Source organism: Actinosynnema sp. NPDC023794 (genome assembly GCF_040639675.1).
Lineage (GTDB): Bacteria > Actinomycetota > Actinomycetes > Mycobacteriales > Pseudonocardiaceae > Actinosynnema > Actinosynnema luteola.
The window spans coordinates 119639-138511 of record NZ_JBFAFR010000003.1 but is presented as its reverse complement, the minus strand read 5'-3'; the positions used below and the strand labels follow the sequence as shown (position 1 = coordinate 138511).

Annotated in this window: 23 protein-coding genes; 12 read left to right on the top strand and 11 right to left on the bottom strand. The window is 71.4% G+C overall.

Annotation, left to right across the window (positions count from 1 at the left end; translation table 11 throughout):
• Window positions 1-29: 29 nt before the first annotated feature.
• Together AB0H12_RS09180 and AB0H12_RS09175 are read left to right on the top strand one after the other, a co-directional pair.
• The gene (locus tag AB0H12_RS09180) at window positions 30-1490 is read left to right on the top strand and encodes an AlkA N-terminal domain-containing protein (protein ID WP_499621986.1); all 1461 of its coding nucleotides are present in this window, start codon (window positions 30-32) and stop codon (window positions 1488-1490) included.
• A gap of 14 nt (window positions 1491-1504) precedes the next feature.
• Window positions 1505-1996, top strand: a complete 492-nt coding sequence (locus tag AB0H12_RS09175) for a methylated-DNA--[protein]-cysteine S-methyltransferase (protein ID WP_499621985.1) — start codon at window positions 1505-1507, stop codon at window positions 1994-1996.
• Here AB0H12_RS09175 and AB0H12_RS09170 read toward each other — a convergent pair.
• Window positions 1970-2677 carry a DUF2306 domain-containing protein gene (locus AB0H12_RS09170; RefSeq protein ID WP_499621984.1) on the bottom strand — a complete coding sequence of 236 codons (708 nt, stop codon included), beginning with the start codon at window positions 2675-2677 and terminating at the stop codon, window positions 1970-1972. The genes AB0H12_RS09175 and AB0H12_RS09170 overlap by 27 nt on opposite strands.
• 272 nt (window positions 2678-2949) lie before the next feature.
• Between AB0H12_RS09170 and AB0H12_RS09165 the strand changes: the two genes are divergently transcribed.
• Genes AB0H12_RS09165 through AB0H12_RS09150 form a run of 4 tightly spaced genes read left to right on the top strand, consistent with a single transcriptional unit; the run spans window position 2950 to window position 5683 of the window.
• Complete coding sequence (locus AB0H12_RS09165) at window positions 2950-3534, top strand: ArsR/SmtB family transcription factor (protein ID WP_499621983.1); 585 nt, start codon at window positions 2950-2952, stop codon at window positions 3532-3534.
• A gap of 2 nt (window positions 3535-3536) precedes the next feature.
• Entirely contained in the window at window positions 3537-4247 is a 711-nt protein-coding gene (locus AB0H12_RS09160; protein WP_499621980.1) for an SRPBCC family protein, read from the top strand.
• The gene (locus tag AB0H12_RS09155) at window positions 4244-4870 is read left to right on the top strand and encodes a DUF998 domain-containing protein (RefSeq protein ID WP_499621979.1); all 627 of its coding nucleotides are present in this window, start codon (window positions 4244-4246) and stop codon (window positions 4868-4870) included. The genes AB0H12_RS09160 and AB0H12_RS09155 overlap by 4 nt, the downstream gene beginning before the upstream one ends.
• Window positions 4871-4885: 15 nt before the next feature.
• Window positions 4886-5683 carry an alpha/beta fold hydrolase gene (locus AB0H12_RS09150; RefSeq protein WP_499621977.1) on the top strand — a complete coding sequence of 266 codons (798 nt, stop codon included), beginning with the start codon at window positions 4886-4888 and terminating at the stop codon, window positions 5681-5683.
• Between the two features lie 65 nt (window positions 5684-5748).
• Here AB0H12_RS09150 and AB0H12_RS09145 read toward each other — a convergent pair whose 3' ends face one another.
• A complete protein-coding gene (locus AB0H12_RS09145) occupies window positions 5749-6582 on the bottom strand; it encodes an SAM-dependent methyltransferase (RefSeq protein WP_499621975.1) in 834 nt (277 codons plus the stop codon).
• Between the two features lie 213 nt (window positions 6583-6795).
• Between AB0H12_RS09145 and AB0H12_RS09140 the strand changes: the two genes are divergently transcribed.
• The 3 genes from AB0H12_RS09140 (at window position 6796) to AB0H12_RS09130 (ending at window position 8335) form a co-directional block, all read left to right on the top strand.
• On the top strand, window positions 6796-7671 hold the full coding sequence (locus AB0H12_RS09140; RefSeq protein ID WP_499621974.1) for a Sco1979 family transcriptional regulator: 876 nt from the start codon (window positions 6796-6798) through the stop codon (window positions 7669-7671).
• Window positions 7672-7800: 129 nt separating this feature from the next.
• On the top strand, window positions 7801-8040 hold the full coding sequence (locus AB0H12_RS09135) for a DUF397 domain-containing protein (RefSeq protein WP_230569897.1): 240 nt from the start codon (window positions 7801-7803) through the stop codon (window positions 8038-8040).
• A complete protein-coding gene (locus AB0H12_RS09130; protein ID WP_499621973.1) occupies window positions 8024-8335 on the top strand; it encodes a hypothetical protein in 312 nt (103 codons plus the stop codon). The genes AB0H12_RS09135 and AB0H12_RS09130 overlap by 17 nt, the downstream gene beginning before the upstream one ends.
• A gap of 213 nt (window positions 8336-8548) precedes the next feature.
• On the opposite strand, the gene AB0H12_RS09125 is transcribed toward AB0H12_RS09130, so the two are convergent.
• Entirely contained in the window at window positions 8549-9157 is a 609-nt protein-coding gene (locus AB0H12_RS09125; protein WP_499621971.1) for a TetR/AcrR family transcriptional regulator C-terminal domain-containing protein, read from the bottom strand.
• Window positions 9158-9233: 76 nt separating this feature from the next.
• Here AB0H12_RS09125 and AB0H12_RS09120 point away from each other — a divergent pair, with 76 nt between their 5' ends.
• Window positions 9234-9776, top strand: a complete 543-nt coding sequence (locus AB0H12_RS09120; RefSeq protein WP_230569900.1) for a peroxiredoxin-like family protein — start codon at window positions 9234-9236, stop codon at window positions 9774-9776.
• A 102-nt stretch (window positions 9777-9878) separates the two neighbouring features.
• On the opposite strand, the gene AB0H12_RS09115 is transcribed toward AB0H12_RS09120, so the two are convergent.
• The 5 genes from AB0H12_RS09115 to AB0H12_RS09095 all read right to left on the bottom strand — a co-directional run bounded on the left by AB0H12_RS09115 (window position 9879) and on the right by AB0H12_RS09095 (window position 14177).
• Window positions 9879-10652, bottom strand: a complete 774-nt coding sequence (locus AB0H12_RS09115; protein ID WP_499621968.1) for an ABC transporter permease — start codon at window positions 10650-10652, stop codon at window positions 9879-9881.
• On the bottom strand, window positions 10649-11575 hold the full coding sequence (locus AB0H12_RS09110; RefSeq protein WP_499621967.1) for an ATP-binding cassette domain-containing protein: 927 nt from the start codon (window positions 11573-11575) through the stop codon (window positions 10649-10651). Before AB0H12_RS09110 ends, AB0H12_RS09115 begins: the two co-directional genes overlap by 4 nt.
• A gap of 12 nt (window positions 11576-11587) precedes the next feature.
• The gene (locus AB0H12_RS09105) at window positions 11588-12757 is read right to left on the bottom strand and encodes a cytochrome P450 (protein WP_499621965.1); all 1170 of its coding nucleotides are present in this window, start codon (window positions 12755-12757) and stop codon (window positions 11588-11590) included.
• Between the two features lie 28 nt (window positions 12758-12785).
• A complete protein-coding gene (locus AB0H12_RS09100) occupies window positions 12786-13625 on the bottom strand; it encodes a DUF4097 family beta strand repeat-containing protein (RefSeq protein ID WP_499621963.1) in 840 nt (279 codons plus the stop codon).
• Window positions 13626-13688: 63 nt separating this feature from the next.
• Window positions 13689-14177, bottom strand: coding sequence for a toxin-antitoxin system HicB family antitoxin (locus AB0H12_RS09095; RefSeq protein WP_499621961.1), 489 nt, complete (start codon window positions 14175-14177; stop codon window positions 13689-13691).
• Window positions 14178-14610: 433 nt separating this feature from the next.
• Here AB0H12_RS09095 and AB0H12_RS09090 point away from each other — a divergent pair, with 433 nt between their 5' ends.
• The gene (locus AB0H12_RS09090; protein ID WP_499621960.1) at window positions 14611-15789 is read left to right on the top strand and encodes a Fic family protein; all 1179 of its coding nucleotides are present in this window, start codon (window positions 14611-14613) and stop codon (window positions 15787-15789) included.
• Window positions 15790-15912: 123 nt separating this feature from the next.
• Here AB0H12_RS09090 and AB0H12_RS09085 read toward each other — a convergent pair whose 3' ends face one another.
• Both AB0H12_RS09085 and AB0H12_RS09080 read right to left on the bottom strand, forming a co-directional pair.
• On the bottom strand, window positions 15913-16764 hold the full coding sequence (locus tag AB0H12_RS09085; protein WP_499621959.1) for a tetratricopeptide repeat protein: 852 nt from the start codon (window positions 16762-16764) through the stop codon (window positions 15913-15915).
• A gap of 162 nt (window positions 16765-16926) precedes the next feature.
• Window positions 16927-17157, bottom strand: a complete 231-nt coding sequence (locus AB0H12_RS09080; protein ID WP_499622518.1) for a transcriptional regulator — start codon at window positions 17155-17157, stop codon at window positions 16927-16929.
• A gap of 164 nt (window positions 17158-17321) precedes the next feature.
• Here AB0H12_RS09080 and AB0H12_RS09075 point away from each other — a divergent pair, with 164 nt between their 5' ends.
• A complete protein-coding gene (locus AB0H12_RS09075) occupies window positions 17322-17654 on the top strand; it encodes a helix-turn-helix domain-containing protein (RefSeq protein ID WP_499621958.1) in 333 nt (110 codons plus the stop codon).
• 6 nt (window positions 17655-17660) lie between these two features.
• On the opposite strand, the gene AB0H12_RS09070 is transcribed toward AB0H12_RS09075, so the two are convergent.
• Complete coding sequence (locus AB0H12_RS09070; RefSeq protein ID WP_499621957.1) at window positions 17661-18848, bottom strand: MFS transporter; 1188 nt, start codon at window positions 18846-18848, stop codon at window positions 17661-17663.
• Window positions 18849-18873 lie beyond the last annotated feature (25 nt).

Below are 18873 nucleotides of genomic sequence, written 5' to 3'. Positions count from 1 at the left end.
GGGCCACCGCTTTGACCGATGCTGGTGTCGTGCACGAAGACGCGGAACGTTGTGTCCGGGCCGTGCGGTCGAAAGACGCCCGGTTCGACGGGTGGTTCTTCACCGCGGTCCTGACCACCCGGATCTATTGTCGGCCGAGTTGTCCGGTGGCGCCGCCCAAGGTCGAGAACATGCGGTTCTACCCGAGCGCCGCGGCGGCGCAACAAGCGGGATTCCGGGCGTGCAAGAGGTGTCGGCCCGACGCGTCGCCCGGTTCGCCGTTGTGGAACCACCGCGCCGACTCGGTGGCGAAGGCGATGCGGTTGATCGCCGACGGCGTGGTGGACCGGGAAGGCGTGCCGGGCCTCGCCGTCCGCCTCGGCTACAGCGTGCGGCAGGTCGAACGGCTGCTGCTGGCCGAGCTCGGCGCGGGGCCGTTGGCGCTGGCCAGGGCGCAACGCGCGCAGACCGCCCGGCTGCTCATCGAGACGACCGCGTTGCCGATGGCGGAGGTCGCGCCGGCAGCCGGGTTCGCGAGCGTCCGGGCGTTCAACGAGACGGTGCGCGAGGTGTTCGCGCTGTCGCCGACCGACCTGCGCACCCGCAGGCGGCCGCCCGCGCCCGACACGCCGGGCGTGCTGTCGCTGCGGCTGCCGTTCCGCGCGCCGCTGCGGCCGGACAACCTGTTCGGCCACCTCGTCGCGACCGGTGTGCCGGGGGTGGAGGAGTGGCGTGACGGCGCGTACCGGCGGACGTTGCGGCTGCCGCACGGGCACGGCGTGGTGTCGTTGACGCCGCAGGAGGACCACGTGGCGTGCAAGCTGGCGTTGAGCGACCTGCGCGACCTGTCGATCGCCATCGCCCGGTGCCGCCGGATGCTCGACCTCGACGCCGACCCGGTCGCGGTGGACGAGCAGCTGCGCTCCGACCCGGTGCTCGCGCCCGTGGTCGACGCCGGTCCGGGACGGCGCGTGCCGGGCACCGTGGACGCCGCAGAGTTCGCGGTGCGCGCGGTGCTCGGGCAGCAGGTGTCCACGGCCGCCGCCCGCACGCACGCCGGTCGGCTGGTGCGCGCGGCGGGCGACCCGATCGCGGACGGCGGGTTGACGCACCTGTTCCCGACGCCGGAGGCGCTGGCGGCGATGGACCCCGCCGTGCTGGCCGTGCCGCAGGCGCGCCGGACCGCGTTCCGCGCGCTGGTCGAGGCGCTGGCCGGCGGCACGCTCGACCTCGGCGTCGGCGCGGACTGGGCGAAGGCCCGCGCGGACCTGCTGGCGCTGCCCGGGTTCGGGCCGTGGACGGTCGAGGTGATCGCGATGCGGGCGCTCGGCGACCCGGACGCGTTCACCCCGACCGACCTCGGCATCCGCGTCGCCGCCCGTGCCCTCGGCCTGCCGGACACCCCCGCCGCCCTCGTGCGGCGAGCCCAGGCGTGGCGCCCCTGGCGGGCCTACGCCGTCCAGTACCTCTGGGCCACCGGTGACCACGCGGTCAACCGGCTGCCCGCCTGAAAGGACGTTTGCCGATGAGCCACACCACCGTCGACAGCCCCGTCGGACCACTCACGCTGGTCGCGCACGACGGCGTGCTGTCGGGCCTCTACATGACCGGGCAGCGGCACCGGCCGGCCGACGACTCGTTCGGCCCGGAGGACCCCTCGCCCTTCGGTGACGTGGTCGTGCAGCTGGCCGAGTACTTCGCCGGCACGCGCACGGCGTTCGACCTGCCGTTGGACCTGATCGGGACGCCGTTCCAGCGGACCGTGTGGCGGGCGCTGGCGGAGATCCCGTACGGCGAGACCGTGACGTACGGGGAACTGGCCCAGCGGCTCGGCCGGCCGTCGGCGGCGCGGGCGGTCGGGCTGGCCAACGGCCGCAACCCGATCGGGATCATCGTGCCGTGCCACCGGGTGGTCGGCGCGAACGGCGACCTCACCGGGTACGGCGGCGGGCTGGAGCGCAAGCGGCACCTGCTCGACTTCGAGCAGGGGTCAGACAGCTACCGGCTGCCGATCTGACCGGTCCGCGCGACGGGGGCGGCGCTTGCGGGCGTCGCCCCGTTCCAGCCACCACTCGGCCACCAGCAGCGGGATCACCCAGCCCAGCCACGCGGCCAGGCCGGAGATCGCCTGCAACAGGGCGACCTCGCTGCCGCCGAACGTGGTGTCGAGCTGCGGCGAGAGCGTGATCGTGGCGACGACACCCCAGATCCGGTTGGTCATGATCGACGCGGTGAGCGCGAAGCTGCGGATCATCCACCGGCGGTGGTCGACGAACCGGCGTTGCCGGGCCATCCGGAACCCCACCGCGGTGAACACCAGCCACAGCGAGCCCATCAGCACGTTGCCCGCCTGGTTGAGCGGCCCGAACGGCGACACCGCGCCGATGGCCAGCGCCGTCACCCCGGCCGGCAGCACCCCGCCGAGCACGTAGACCCGGCCGACCCGCCGGTGCGCCACCGGGAACCGCTGCCGGAACCAGGGCCAGACCTGCACCACGCAGGTCAGGATCGCCACGGACCCGAACACCACGTGCGCCACCAGCACCGGGAAGTGCCACGGGTGCGCGGGCGGCTCCGGCACCCGCGACAACGCCGGGTCCAACGTCAAGTACGGCGGCAACGAGAACGCCACGAACACCAGCACCAAGAACGCGAACGGCGCCACCCAAGGCCGCCGGAACCACTTCGTCTTCCCCATGCCCCCACCCTCCCCACCCCCACTGACCAATCCCGCACCAACCGCGCACCACCGCGTGTCGAACCCTCAGGTCCCGCGTGTCGAACGTTCGGGTCCCGCGTGTCGAACCTCCAAGACCCCCGAGTTCAACGTTCCGGATGTGGAACTCACGGGTCCTGAGCGTTCGACACGGTGGTCCTGAGCGTTCGACACGCGGGACTTGGAGGTTCGACACGCGGACGGAAAAGAAAGTTTGTCTTGACGGGGGAAGTTGTCGGTGAGAGGGTTGCGGCATGTTGGACGTGGCAGTGATCGAGGACCCGGCGGTGGCCGAGGTCTCGTTGGACCCGGTGCGGGCGAGGTTGTTGGCCGAGCTGGCCGAGCCGAGCTCGGCGACCATGCTGGCGGCCAGGATCGGCCTGCCCCGGCAGAAGGTCAACTACCACCTGCGCACCCTGGAGCAGCACGGACTGGTGGAGCTGGCCGAGGAACGCCGCAAGGGCAACATGACCGAACGGGTCATGCGCGCCACCGCCGCGTCCTACGTCATCTCGCCCACGGCGCTCGCCGCCGTCCAGCCCGACCCGGAACGCGCGCCCGACCGCCTGTCGGCCCGCTGGCTCCTGGCCGTCGCCGCACGGCTGGTCCGCGACGTCGGCAACCTCCTCACCGGCGCCGCCAAGGCCGACAAGAAGGTCGCCACCTTCGCCCTGGACGGCGAGGTCCGCTTCGCCACCGCCGCCGACCGCGCGGCGTTCGCCGAAGAGCTGGCCACCGCCGTCACGACCCTGGTCGCCAAGTACCACGACGAAGCCGCCCCCGGCGGACGCGCGCACCGCGTCGTCGTCGCGGTCCACCCCAGCATCCCGAAGGAGTGACGATGGGTCACGCGTTCGAAGGCGTCAACGAGGTCGAGCTGGACGGCGTGACGCCGGAGCAGGTGTGGGAGGCCATCGCCACCGGCCCCGGCATCGACTCCTGGTTCATGGGCGCCAACGAGGTCGAGCCGGGCGCGGTCGTCCGGCAGGCGTTCGGCGAGTACGAGCCGACCCACCGGATCACGGCGTGGGAACCCGGCAAGCACCTCGCCTACGGCGGCGACCGGGAGCCGGACGGCCGGTTCGTCGCCTACGAGTTCCTGGTCGAGGGCCGCGAGCGGGGCAGCACGGTCCTGCGCATGGTCGCGAGCGGCTTCCTGCCCGGCGACGACTGGGAGGACGAGTTCGAGGCCATGACGGCGGGCGGCGAGATGTTCTGGCAGACCCTCGTCACCTACCTCCGCCACTTCGCCGGCCGCACCGCCCGACCCGTCACCGTCGTGGGGCCGCCCGTCGCGGACTGGCCCGCGACGTGGCAGCGCCTCGGCCGCAAGCTCGGCCTCGACCGCGCGCCGAAGACCGGGGACCGCGTCGACCTGGACGACGGCGTCGTCTACTTCGCCAACTCCCAGACCGTCGGCATCCGCACGGAGCACGCGATGTACCGCTTCTTCCGCGGCCGTCCCGGCGCGCTGATCGCCATGCACCACGTGTTCACCGACGACCACCGCGACGAGCGGACGTGGTCGACCTGGATGGGAGACCTGGCATGACCACCCTGCTGCCCGACGACACCAGCACCAGCACCACCAAGCTCCTGCTCGGCTGCGGCGTCCTGGCCGGCCCGCTCTACCTCGTCACCGGCTTCGCCCAGGCGTTCACCCGCGAGGGCTTCGACCTGGCCCGCCACCCGTTCAGCTTCCTCTCCCTCGGCGACGGCGGGTGGCTCCAGATCGCGAACTTCGTCCTCACCGGACTGCTGTTCCTGGCCGCCGCGGTCGGCGCGCACCGCACCGACCGGGTCGGCCGCTGGGCGCCGGTCCTCCTCGGGATCTTCGCGGTCGGCATGGTCGGCGGCGGCGTGTTCGTGGCCGACCCGGCGTTCGGCTTCCCGGCCGGCGCGCCGGCCGGCCAAGCGCCGGAGCTCTCGTGGCACGGCGTGCTGCACGGCATGGCGTTCTTCGTCGCGTTCCCCGCCCTGGTCGCGTCGTTCTTCGTGCTGGCGCGGAAGCTGACCGGGCCGTGGGCGCGGGCGAGCGCGGCCGCGGGCGTGCTGTCGCTCGCGCCGATGCCCTTCCTGGGCTCGGAGTTCGGCACGGTGCTGCTGTACGGCGGCGCCGTCGTGGGTTGGTTGTGGGCGTCCGCCGTCGCGGCGAAGCTGCGCTCCGAGATCTGAAGGACCGGGCACATCATGGGACAGGTAGTTTCGAAGGACGGCACCGAGATCGCCTTCACGCGCATCGGGTCCGGACCGGCGTTGATCATCGTGGACGGCGCGCTGTGCTACCGGGCCTTCGGCCCCTCGGCGGCGTTGGCGGAGGCGTTGTCCGAGCACTTCACCGTCTACACCTACGACCGGCGCGGCCGGGGCGAGAGCGGCGGCGGCACCGCGCCGCACGACGTCGGGCGCGAGGTCGAGGACATCGCCGCGCTGATCGAGGACGCGGGCGGGTCGGCGCACCTGTTCGGCATGTCCTCCGGCGGCACGCTGGTCGCCGAGGCCGCGCACCGGGGCGTCGCCGCCGAGCGGATCGCGATCTACGAGTCGCCGATGATCGTCGACGGCACGCGCGAGCCGATGCCCGAAGACCTGCCGGCCCGCGTGGCGAACGCGGTCGCGGAGGGACGCCGGGGCGACGCGGTCAAGCTGTTCATGCGGTACGTCGGCACGCCGGGCATCCTCGTCGCCGTCCTGCGGGTCATGCCGCCGTGGCAGAAGCTCAAGAGCGTCGCGCACACGTTGCCGAACGACTTCGCGCTGGTCGGCGAGTTCCAGCGGGGCACGCCGCCGCCCGCCGACCGGTGGTCCGGCGCGCAGGCGCCCGCGCTGGTGATCGCCGGCGGCAAGAGCCCGGAGCACATGCGCAACGCGCAGCGGCACCTGGCGTCGGCGCTGCCGCACGGCGAGCTGACCGTCCTGCCCGGGCAGACCCACATGGTCAAGCCCAAGGCGACGGTCCCGGTCCTCGTCGACTTCTTCACGAGCTGAGCACGCAGGCGGAACCTGGTGGTGGGCGAGGACTTCCTCGTCCACCACCGTCGCGCGCGACGGCTTCAGGGCTTGCGGCCCACCGCGCCCGCGATGCAGTAGCTCACCGAGTCCAGCTCCTTGAGCCGCGGCCCGTCCGGCCACCAGTCCGCGCAGATCACCAGCCCCGGCTCGACCAGCTCCAAGCCGTGGAACAGCTCGTGCATCTCACGCCTGGTGATGAACCGCCCGCTGCCCATCGGCGAGTGCAGGAACGTCTCCTCCATGCGCCGCGCGATCGCGGAGTGCTCCTCGGTCTCCGGGTCGAGGAAGTGGGAGATCGCCACGTACGAGCCGGACGGCAGGGCGTCGATGTACTCGGCCATGATCTCGGCCGACGTCGGCGCGTCGCCGTTGTAGTGGTGCAGCGTGCCCATCTGGAACAGCGCGACCGGCTCGGTGAAGTCGATGTGCTTGCGCACGACCTCGTCGTTCAGGATCTCGCGCGGCTTGAAGATGTCGGCGGCCGAGAAGTGCGTCCGGTCGTTCTCCTCGAGCAGCGCGCGACCGTGCGCCAGTACCACCGGGTCGTTGTCGACGTACACGACTCGGGCATCCGGGTTGATCCGCTGGGCCACCTGGTGGGTGTTCTCCGCGGTGGGCAGACCGGACCCGCAGTCGAGGAACTGGTTGATGCCCGTCTGGCTCGCGACGAACCGGGTGGCGCGGATCAGGAAGCTGCGGTTGTCCACCGCGAGGGTGGTCGCTTCGGGCGCGATCTGCTGCACGCGACGCAGCACTTCGCGGTCGATCTCGTAGTTGTCCTTGCCGTTGAGGAAGGCGTCGTAGACCCTGGCGATGCTGGCCTTGGTGGTGTCGATGTAGACGGGGGCGGCGGCGTCCGAGGACGTACCCGGCATTGTGGTGACCTCGCATTACGGGGATGGGAGTGATGTTGTGTGCACCGCGTCACAGTCCGGTCAGCGTAAGGGTATGGGCTCAACGCGTGAGTGAGCCTCGTGCATCTGACCGGGCAAGATCATGGGTGTACGTTCAGTGACGATGCGAGTAGGCCCTCCTCGGGCGCAACCGCTGTTCGGGTGGGACGGGCACGACGGGCGGGAGGATCGGCGATGGCGGCGGACGAATCCACGCCGGAGAGGGACAGCGGTCCCACCGCGCTGCGCATCGTGCTCGGCGCCCAGCTGCGCCGCCTGCGCGAGGCCGCCGAGATCACCCGGGCGGACGCGGGCTACGCCATCCGCGGTTCGGAGTCGAAGATCAGCCGGATGGAGCTCGGGCGTGTCGGCCTGAAAGAACGCGACGTGAACGACCTGCTGACCATGTACGGGGTCGACGACGCGGGCGAGCGGGCGAAGTTCATCGAGATGGTCCGCCGGTCCAACTCGCCGGGCTGGTGGCACCGCTACACCGACCTGATGCCCGACTGGTTCCACGACTACGTCGGCCTGGAGGAGGCGGCGGCGCGGATCCTGATCTACGAGACGCAGTTCGTGCCCGGCCTGCTGCAGACCGAGGACTACGCGACGGCCATCGCGAGCCACGGCCGGTCGGAGCTGGTGACGCCCGACGTGCGGCGGCGGGTGTCGTTGCGGATGCAGCGGCAGAAGATCCTGGCCCGGCCGGGCGCCCCGAGAGTGTGGGCCGTGATCGACGAATCGGTGCTTTACCGCGCGATCGGCGGACGCGAAGTCCTGATCAATCAGATCGACCACTTGCTCAGCGTGACCAAGAGCGGGCCCGTCACCCTTCAGATAGTGCCATTCCCGTTGGCCGGTTACGCGGCGAAGGGTCCCTTCGCGATGCTGCGGTTCGGCGAGCCCGACCTGCCGGACATCGTGTACCTCGAACACCTCGCCGGTGCCCTCTACCTGGACAAACTCGAAGAGCTGGAGATCTACAGCCGGGTCTTCGACCGGCTCACGGTGGACGCCGAGACGCCGGATCGGAGCCGACAAATGCTCGCAAAACGGCGGGCTGAGCTCTAGTTGTCGTCCGACCGGGTGGGATTCACGCTCCGCATCTGCACGTGCATTTACCCGTGCACCAGCCGGTGCTACGGTCCGTGCACAACCGGATGCACGTGCAGATGCATCTCTGGCTTGGAAGGTGAGTCGATGGCCACCAAGGTTCACAACGGCATGTCCGCGGCCGACCTGAACGGCGTCACGTGGACCAAGAGCTCCTACAGCGACGCGATCGGCAACTGCGTCGAGTTCGCCGTGATCGACGGCGGCGAGATCGCGATGCGCAACTCCCGGTTCCCCGAAGGCCCGGCGCTCGTCTACACCCGAGCGGAGATGGCCGCGTTCGTGGCCGGGGCCCGGGACGGGGAGTTCGATGACCTCGTCGACTGACCACCCCTCGCGGACGACGTTCCAGCTTCGCGAGTTGATCGCGCGGGGGTTCCAGTTCCTGCACCCGCGCGATGCCAGGGGAGAGTTGGCGGCGGTGGTGGGGGTACGGGCGCACGATGCCGTGATCGACGTCGTGCGCCTGCACACCGAGGACGACGCGGTGGCGATGCGGATGCCCGCCGACGAGGTGAACGTCCTGTCGCCGAGCCGTTTCTCGTGGCGCCGTCGCGGTCCGGCCACGCACGTGCTCGAAGAACTGCTCGACCTTCCCGACGAGGACGAGCGGACCGTGTGAAGACTTCCCGTCCACATCCGCGGTGGTGGACGGGACGAGAGGGGAGAGCCCTCTCATCGGCGAACCTGACCTGGAGACGCAGCGGGAGTCGACTCCGCGCCGGAAAGGCGTCGACACCACGCTCGGAGCGCAACTCCGTGTTCGTCGCGATCGGTGCGGAGGCCGAGGTCGGCTTCGGCCTCCGCACCGACCACACCCGGCGGGCGTGGCGGTTCACGGGCGGCGCAGGCCGCTCAGCACCACGTCCAGGCCGCGGCGGAACTCGATGTCCGGCGGGATCGTCCGCGCGGTGGCGGCGGTCTCGGCCAGGAGCGGGTACTCCTCGCCCATCCGGGACATCGCGTCGGTGCCCAGGCCCGCCAGTGGGCTGCGGTGTTCGGTCTCGGTCGCGCCGATGAGGTAGCTCAGCAGCGCGCGCAGGGCGAAGACCCGCTGCTCGCCGGTGAACCCGGCCTCGGTCAGCACGCCCAGCACGGCCTCCGCCCAGCGCAGCAGGCTCGGGCACCGGTGCCGGTGCGCCATGGTGAGCGGCACGGCGTTGGGGTGCGCGGCGATCGCCGCGCGGACCCGTTCCACCAGGACCGCGAGCTGCTTGTCCCACAAGGCCTTCGGCGGCACGGTGTCCACTCCGGACACCACCTGCTCGACCGCGAGCGCTTCCAGCTCCTCCCGGTCGGCGACGTACCGGTACAGCGACATCGTGCCCATGCCCAGCTCGGCGGCGACGGCGCGCATCGACAACGCCGCCAGCCCGTCCCGGTCGAGGACGGCGAGCGTGGCGGCGGCGAGCGCGGAGCTGGTCAGCGACTTGGGTCGTGGCATGACCTTGACAGCGTACAAGTTACGCGCATAACTTGGATAGGCGTACAGTGCACGCTTACGTCGAGGGGGAGACGCCGTGAAGGTCAGCGCACGTGAGTGGGAAGCCGTGCTCGGTGGCACGGTGCGGGTCCCCGACCCGCGCAACCTGGTCCACCTGCAGTTCCGCCGCTTCGCCGGCTGCCCGGTGTGCAACCTGCACCTGCGGTCGATCGTCCAGCGGCACGACGAGATCACCGCGCACGGCGTCACCGAGGTGGTCGTGTTCCACTCCTCGGCGGCCGAGTTGCGCCCGCACGCCGCCGACCTGCCGTTCGCCGTGGTCGGTGATCCGGAGAAGCGGCTGTACGTGGAGTTCGGCGTCGAGTCCGCGCCGCGTTCGGTGCTCGACCCGCGCGCGTGGGGCGCGATCGTGCGCGGCGTCGTGCGCGACCTCGGCCCGGTGCTGCGCGGCCGGCGTCCGCTGCCCAAGCCGGAGGGCGGGCGGCTCGGCCTGCCCGCCGACTTCCTCATCGCGCCGGACGGCGAAGTCGTCGCGGAGAAGCGTGGACAACACGCCTACGACCAGTGGTCGGTGGACGAACTGCTTACCCGTGCACAGGCGCTGACCAGCAAGAACTGAGTTGTCCACAGGGTTGTCCCCAGCTGTGGACGGATCGAACACTCGTTCGATCGCTGACGCGGCCCCGCCCGTCAGCAGGGCGGGGCCGCGTCGACCAGGGGCTCAGCGAGACGGGTCGCGGTTGAACAGGACCCGGGCCCTGGCGTAACCGACGGCGCTGAGGACGAGGCACCAGCCGGCCGCCCAGTACCCGCTGTCGCCGATCGGCGTGCCGATGAGCAGCCCGCGCAGGGTGTCGGTGATCGGCGTGAACGGCTGGTGCTCGGCGAACCAGGCCAGCCCGCTCGACATCGAGTCGGTCGGCACGAACGCGCTGCTGACGAACGGCAGGAACTGCAGCGGCAGCGCGGAGCTGTTGGCGCCGGCCACCGTCTTCGCGCCCATGCCGAAGGCGATGCCCAGCCAGGTGAACGCGAACGCGATGAGCACCAGCAGCCCGGCCGCGGCGAGCCAGCCGGACAGGCCCGCCGACGGGCGGAACCCGTTGAGCAGGGCCACGCCGACCACCAGCGCCAGGCTGAGGACCGTGTTGAGCAGGCTGCTCAGCGCCTGCCCGGTCAGCACCGAGTAGCGGGAGATCGCCATGGTGCGGAACCGGGCGATGATGCCCTCGCCCATGTCGGTGTTGATGTTCACCGAGGTCCACGCGGCGCCGGCGCCGACGGCCATCACCAGGATGCCGGGCACCAGGTAGTCCACGTAGGACGGCCCGCCGGGGATCGTGGTGTCGAGCGAGCCGCCGAAGACGTGCACGAACAGCAGCATCATCACCACCGGCATGCCGATCGTGCCGATCGACATCATCGGGAAGCGCTGCATGTGCCGCAGGTTGCGGCGGAGCATGGTGGTGGTGTCGCGGATGGCCATGGTGCTCATCGCCGCACGGTCCTCTCGGTGGTCAGGGCGAAGAAGACGTCGTCGAGGTCCGGCGTGTGCACGGACAGGTCCTGCACGTCGACCGCGGCGTCGTCCAGCCGGTCGAGCAGGGCCCGCAACTGGTGCACGCCACCGTCGCCCGGCACGTCGAGGGTCAGGCCCTCGTCGTCGCGGGTGGAGTCGCCGATCGCCTTGGCGGCGAGGTCGAGCGTGTGGGCGTCGGCGAACCGCAGCCGCACGTGCCCGCCCGGGATGAGCCGCTTCAGCTCGGCCGCGGTGCCCTCGGCGACCAGCCGGCCGCCGTTGAGCACGGCGATCCGGTCCGCGAGCTGGTCGGCCTCCTCCAGGTACTGGGTGGTGAGGAAGATCGTGACGCCGTCGGCGACCAGGCCGCGGATGACCTGCCACATCGCGTGCCTGCTGCGCGGGTCCAGGCCGGTGGTCGGCTCGTCCAGGAAGATCAGCTCCGGTTCGCCGACCAGCGTCATCGCCAGGTCGAGCCGCCGGCGCATGCCGCCGGAGTAGGTGGAGACGGGCTTCTTCGCCGCCTCGAGGAGGTCGAACTGCTCCAGCAACCGCGCGGTGCGGCGTCGTCCGTCCCGGCGGTCCAGGTGGGCGAGGTCCGCCATGAGCCGGAGGTTCTCCTCGCCGGTGAGCAGGTTGTCCACGGCGGAGAACTGGCCGGTGACGCCGATGGCCTCGCGGACGCGGGCCGGGTCGCTGGCGACGTCGTGGCCCGCGACCTCCGCCCGGCCGCCGTCGGCGGTGATGAGGGTGGACAGGATCTGCACGGTCGTGGTCTTGCCCGCGCCGTTGGGGCCGAGCAGGGCGAACACCGTGCCGGGCTCGACCCGCAGGTCGAGGCCGTCGAGCACGACGTGGTCCCCGTAGGACTTGCGCAGACCGGTGGCGGTGATCGCCATGGTCGTCTCCTTCTAGTCGGTGAGCAGCGGCAGGGACCGCACGCCGGTGAGGTTCGGCGAGGGCATGAACGTCGGCCGCCGGTCGGGGTCCGTGCGCAGCCGGGGGAAGCGGTCGAGCAGGACGTCCAGCGCGAGCCGGCCCTCCAGCCGAGCCAGCGGCGCGCCGAGGCAGAAGTGCACGCCGCGGCCGAAGCCCAGGTGGGGGTTGGGGTCGCGGGTGACGTCGAGGACGTCGGGGTTCGCGAACTGGCGCGCGTCCCGGTTGGCCGCGCCGACCCACAGCATCAGCAGCTGGTCGGCGGGGATCTCGACGCCGCCGAGCGTCTCGGGCTTGTTCGTGACCCGGGCGAGGACCGCGAACGGGGTAAGGAACCTCAGCGACTCCTCGATGGCGGCCGGGATCAGGGCGCGGTCGCGGCGGACCGCCTCGAACTGGTCCGGGTGCGCGTCCAGGGCCAGCACGGTGTTGCCGAGCAGCATGGTGGTGGTGATGTGGCCCGCCACCAGCAGGACGGCGGCGAAGTTCACCACCTGGGCGTCGGTCAGCCGCTCACCGTCCACTTCGGCCTGGACGAGGTCGTTGAGCAGGCCGGGTCGCGGCGTGCGGCGGCACTGCGCGGCGTGCTCGCCCAGGTAGTCCATCAGCGGCCGGATGGCCTCGAGGCTGTCGCGCAGCTCTTCCCGCTGCTTGGCCTGGTCGTCCTTGAGCGAGAACTGGTTGGTGCTCTCGAACATCTTGTCGACCCACACCTTGAACAGGTCGCGGTCGCTGCTCGGCACGCCGAGCAGTTCGGCGATCACGATCACCGGCAGCGGGTAGGCGAGGTCGCGGACCAGCTCGAAGTCGTCGCCGCTGACGTCGTCGAGCAGTTCGCCGGTGAGCTCGGTGATGCGGGTTTCGAGGTCGGCGACGACCTTCGGCGTGAACGCGTGGCTGACCAGGCGGCGCAGCTTGCGGTGCTCCGGCGGGTCGATCTGGATGATGTTGCCCTCGGTCAGCGACGCGTCGTCCACCGGGAACAGCCGCGTGGTGTCGGACGAGAACCGGGCCCAGTCGCCGAGGACCTCGACCGACTCGGGGTAGCCGTAGACGTTCCAGAAGCCGAGCTGCTCGTCGTACTCGACCGCGTGCTCGGGTCGTTCTCCGCGCAGCCAGAACTGCTGCGGGTTGGTGTCCCACATTGTCGTTGTCCCCCAATGGTGTTGTGTTTTACGCGCGGTGGATGACGATGTCCCCCAGGGAGGTGCGAGCGCGCACCTCGACCCGCTCCTCGGCTTCGCCCGGCGCGTCCGCGCTGGTCAGCTCGTTGCGCACGCGGCCGGTGACCGCGCGCACGTCGAGCCAGGCGGCCGTGCCCTCGCGGATGCCGACCTCCAGCTCACCGGCCGAGGTCTCCATGACCACCGTGCCGCGCACGACCTCGTCGAGGCGGATGCGGCCGTTGGCGGTCTTGGCGTGCACGTCCGCGGCGGCGTGGCCGACGAAGATGTCGCCGTTGGCGGCGCCGATCCTCACGTCGCCGGTGACCTCGCCGATCCGGGTCGAGCCGTTCGAGTTCTTCACGGCGCCGGAGCCGTCGAGCCGGTCGACGCGCAGCTCGCCGGAGCCGGTCGACAGCTCGGCGCGGCCGGCGATCGACTCGACCGCCACGTCACCGTGGGAGGTGGAGGCCTTGAGCGCGGCCGTGTCCTGGAGCCTGATGTGGCCCGCGGAGGTCTTGAAGCGGCACTCGCCCAACGCGCCCTCGGCGCGGAAGTCGGCGAGCGAGCCGTGCGCGACGACGTGCGAGCCGGTGGGCAGCCGCACCACCACGTCGACGGTGCCGGTTTTGCCGAAGATGCTGCGGGCCCTGGGTGTCTTGACGGTGAGGCGGCCGGCGGCGAAGTCGACCGAGGTGCCCTCGGCGGCCGTGACGTCCTTGGTGTTGTCCGCGTCGGCGGGTTCGACCTCGACCACGGTGTCGTCCCGGTCGGAGGCGGTGATGAGGACGCTGCCGGCGACGATGTCGAGGTCGAGCGTGATGGTCTCGGGCGTGGCGAAAGAAGGCATGGCTGTCCCCTCGGAGTGGGTCTGGTCGGTGTTTGCGCTGGTGGCGGGCCTGTGCCGGTGCGGCTAGCGGACCCAGCCGGTGTAGCTCTGGCGCGCCGCGGAGCGGCCGGCCGGTCGACCGCCGTGCCCGAGCCCGGCCGCGGCGGCCCGCACCAGCCAGGCGTTGACGGAGACGCCTTCGCGGTTCGCGGCCTCCTCGACCCGGAGCTTCAGGTGCTCCGGCAGCCGCAGGTTGATCCGCGCGACCGCGCCCTCCTCGGAAACCACCGGTGGCAGCTCCGTGGCGTCATCTTGGCTCGGTGTGGCATCATCCGGCACCGAGACGACGAACTCGGGGTCACGGCCGCGCAACCGCAGGTCGACCGATCCGGGCGCGAGGTCACGGGTGATCTCGTCCATGGCCGTGGAAAGGGCTTCCAGCAGCGTCAACCGCACCGCTGACTCCAGCGGGGCGACGAGTCGTTCGGCCAGTGCCCGTGCCTCCGCGCCGCCCGCCTCGGCGGCGGTGGCGAGCTCCCGGCGGAGGTTGTCGACGTACGGCGTCAAGTCCATGGCACCACTATGGCACCACAGCGGTGCCAATGCAAGTCAGGATGGTGCCACGGCGGTGCGTGGTCGCTCCGGACGCAGCGACACCCGATTGGGTGAAATCGCGGTTCAATGAGACCGGTGGTCCATTTCGGAACGTGAGCACGATGCCGTGATCGTTTTCCGGCGTGATCGCGTCGAGTGGAATAGCGCAGCTCGCGGCCGAAGGGGTGGAATCGCCGACGGTCGTGATCGAATGGTGCCAGTGTGGGGTCTGAACTGCATAGATGTGCTGATCTCCGATGGTGATCCGAAATTTTGCGGACCTCTGCCAAAGTAGTGACTCGAACGGCCTAATAGAGCTATCAAGATGGATGTGTAGTGAAGGGCAGGAGGGCTTCACATCCACCTGAGAATGCCTTGCCAAGGCATCGGCCGTCGTGCAAGTCTTCCGCCCATGGATTTCCGCCCCCTGCCTGACGGGCAGTGGTCGCCGGTGCCCCACCTGCCCGGCATCCCCGAAGAACTCCGGCGCGAAGGCGCCTACCTGCCACCGCCGCTGCCCTCCGACCTGGCGCTGCCGGTGTCGACCTACCGCCGGTGCGCCGAGGCCGAGCACGCGCTCGGGCGGCTGGACGAGGCGGCCGACCGGTTGGGCGTGCGGCCCGCGCTCGTCCGGGCGACGCAGGTCCGCGACGCGAACAGCTCGGCCGGGCTGTCCGGTGTCGCCGTCGGTCTGCGCGAGACGTTCGCGGCGGACCTGCAGGCGTCGCAGGACGGGGCGCCGCCGACGGACAGCGCCGCGCCGTCGCAGCTGGTGGCGCCGTTCCTGCGGGCGTACGACCACGGCCTGGCGCGGGTCCGCGACGGCGCCGCGGTCGACGCCGAGGTGGTCGGCGAGGTCGCCGCGATCATGACCGGCGGCACGCCCGGACGCCGCCTGTCGGACGTGCTGCGCGACGCGCCCGGCCGGTTGGGCGTCAGCGACGCGCGGGCCTACCTGCTGACCGCGACCGGCGCGCACCTCGTGGCGTTGCTGGAGCAGTGGTCGACGTGGGTGCGCGAGGAGGACGAGCAGCCGCGGATCGCCAAGGTCGCGCTCGCGCACTACCAGCTGGAGGTGCTGCAACCGTTCCCCACGGCCAACGGGCACGTCGCGCGCACGTTCTCGACGTTGGAGATGGTGCGGTGCGGGCTGGTGCGCGACCAGGTGCTGCCGCTGTCCGTGTGGCTGGACACCGCGCTCGCCGAGTACCAGCGGCAGATCCGCGCCGTGGTCGACACCGGCCGGGTGGACCGCTGGGTCGAGTTCTTCGCCACCGCCGTCCGCGACCAGGCGTTGGCGCAGCTGCGGCTGATCGGCCACCTGGGGGCGTTGGCCGCCGACTACGCCGTCCGGTTGCCGCGCAAGGGGAAGCTGCCCCTGGTCGCGGCGGAGCTGATCGGCTTCCCCGTGGTGGACAACCGGTCGCTGCGCACGCGGTACGGCGTTTCCGCGAAGGCCGCCACCGACCTCACCGCCCGCCTGGTCGAGCTGGGCGTGCTCGTCCCGTGGGAGTTCCTCGGCTACCGCCGGGTGTTCCTGTGCCGGGACGTGCTGCGCCTGCTGGCCGACCACCCCGAGACCACCGCTTGACCACCGTTCGACCACCCGGAAAGAGACGCGACGACGCCGATGAGCGCACCCCCCGACGAACCGTCCCCCCGATGCCGCCGCGCCGGCTGCCGCAGGCGGCACTGCCGCCGCCGACGTCACCGCTCACGGAGCCTGCCGCGGGTCCGGCTCGTGGTCGGCCTGCTGATCCAGATCGGCGTCGCCCTGCTGCACTGGTTCCGCGACTGACTCCAGCCCGGCCACCAGGTCGCGCACGCGTTGCGCCGCGTCGTCGTCGGTCCCGATGAGCAGCGCGAGCGCGCGGTTGAACCGCCGGTGGGCGACGGCGCGGTCGCCGGACAGCCACAGCGCCCGGCCGAGCGAGGTCAGGGTCCTCGCGCGCGCGGCGGTGTCGGCGAGGTCCTCGAAGAGCTTGTCCGCCCGGGACAGGTACTTGATCGCGGAGTCGGGCCGGCCGACCTCGATCATCAACTCGCCGAGGTGGGCCAGCGCCCGCGCGGCGCCGGGCCGGTCGTCGTGCAGCAGGTAGAGCTCCAGCGCCTCGTCGGCGCACCCGATGACCTTGTGCAGCCGGCCCTCGGCGCGGTACGTGGCGGCCAGGTCGTGCAACGCGCCGGCGGCGGCGTCCGGGTCGTCGTCGCGGAGGCGGTGGATCGCCAGTTCGCGCATGCCCGCGACGGCGGCGAGGCGGAGCGCTCCCCGCCCGCGTAAGTGCGCGGCGGCGCGGCGGAAGCCGGTGGCCAGCAACAGGGACGTGGGCAGCGCGGCGGCGAGCTCGGCGCCGACGTCGAGCAGGTCGCGCGACCACGTCTCGTCCACGTCGGCGGGCAGCGCCGGCCACGCGTCGGCGAACAGCGCGACGGCGGCCTCCGGTTCGGCCAGCGCGGCGCGCAGCGTCGCCGGCAGTTCGTCCCGGTGCGCGTCGAACCAGTCGTGCCCGGCGGTCCGCAGTTCCTGGCGCAACCGCGCGACCTCGTGCCGTGGCTCGTCGCTCACCTCGTGCCATCCTTCCGCGTCCCCGTGTCGGACCGACCCCTGGTCTCATCGCCCCGCGCCGTCACTTGATCACGAGTGTCAACCAAACGGGTGAGACCGCACACCGCTGGAAGTGGCCGACTGTCGGCGTACCGGGTCACCCGTGCGCACCACGCACCGTCATCACCGCTGGGTGGGGACGATCTCGAAGAGGTCGTCGAACTGCATCGGGGCGAGTGCCGTCAGCGCGCCGCCGATGAACGCCGCCCCGGGCTGGAGGTCGCCGGCGAGGACGCGCGCGACGGTGGAGCGGTTGACGTCCATCGCCTTGGCCAGCGCGTAGTCCGAGCGGAACCCGGCGAGCCGTGCGGCTTTCGTGAAGACATCGGTGCGGAGCTTGATCGTGTACGGCATGGCCTGCCTCGTGTTGTGCACGCCCAACGCATGTTGTGGTGGCACAACGCTAGGCAGTTCGGTTTGTATGCGCAACTGATGTTGTGTGAAGACAACGTGCAGGTCAGCGGCTACCTGGGGGGAGTGCCCAACCAACGTTGCGTGCGCGCACGTACCATGTCGGCGTGACCAAAGCCGAGAGTGCGGACTCGTCCTGGTCGGACTTCGTCCAGAAGCAGATGGACGACCGCGGGATGAGCACCGGAGAACTGACCGACAAGACCGGCTTCGACCGGAGCCGGCTGACGGCGTGGCGGAAGGGCGAGCGCCCGAACCTGGACACCGCCCGCGTCGTCGCCAAGGCGTTCGGCATGAGCCCGCTGGAAGTCATGGTGGCCGCGAAGCTGATCACCGCTGAGGAGGCGGAGCTGAAGGGTGTGTCCAGCCCTGATCCGGGCGCCCTGACCGATCAGCAGCTGGTGGCCGAACTGGGCCGCCGGCTCAAGAACCGGTCCTGACCCCGGTCAGCCGGCTGACGACCGGCCCGGAGCGACCTCCGGGCCGGTCGCGGTGTCCGGTGCGGCCGGTTCGGGCAGCGTGCGGATCACGAGCCAGCCGAGGGCGGGCAGCGCGATCAGCGGGGTGAGCGCCGTTCGCAGGGAGGTGTGGTCGGCGAGCGTGCCGATGAGGGGGCTGGTGATGCCGCCGATGCTGACGGTCAGGCCGAGGATGACGCCACTGGCCGTGCCGACCCGGCTGGGCAGGTAGTCCTGGGCGAGGGTGATCTGCAGGGAGAACGGGAGGTAGAGGCCGGCGGACGCCAGTGCGACGCAGAGGTAGAGGGCGGGGCCGGGGACGAACACGACACCCGCGACGGCGCCGACCGTGATCAGGTACGACCAGCGCACGACGGCGATCCGGTCCCAGCGGTTGGCGAGCCTGCTGCCCACGACGGTGCCGACGGCCCCGCCGAGGTAGAGGAGGAACAGCGCGGCAGTGCCCGCCGTCGTGCCGCCGGTGGTTCGCTGCTGGGTGTGGAGCGCGATGAACGCGCTGAGACCGACGAACACGACGGACCGGAAGACGACGGCCAGGGACAGCTTCAGGAACGAGGCCTTGTCGTCGCCGGCGCGGGGGCTTGCCGCGGTCGGGGTGGTGAGGACGGGGTCGGCGAGGGCGCGCAGGACGGGCAGGCACAGCACGCTGCCGGCGAGGGCCGGGACGACCAGCAGCGGGGACGATCGCAGCCCGCCGACGGCCACGACCGCGGCGACCAGGACGGGTGCGGTGGCGAGCCCGAGGTTGCCGCCCAGGGAGAACCAGCCCATCGCGGTGTGGCTGCCGCCGCTGACGGCTCGCGCGACGCGGGCGGCCTCGGGGTGGTAGGCGGCGACGCCGATCCCGGCCACCGCCACGAACGCCAGCGTCAGCGCGTAGGAACCGCTGATGCCGCTGAGCGCGATGCCGAGCCCGGCGAGCACGGTGCTCACGGGCAGCAGCCACGGCATCGCCCACCTGTCGGTCAGCGCGCCGAACAGCGGTTGCGCCACCGAGGACAGCAGCGACGCCGCGAGCACGATGCCGGAGACCGCCGCGTAGCCGTAGGCGCGTTCGGCGACGAAGAACGGCACGAGCGAGGCCACCGCGCCCTGGTAGACGTCGACGCAGGCGTGCCCGACGGACAGCAGGGTGATCGATCTGGTGCGTGACACGACGCCATGCTCGCGACCGGGGGAG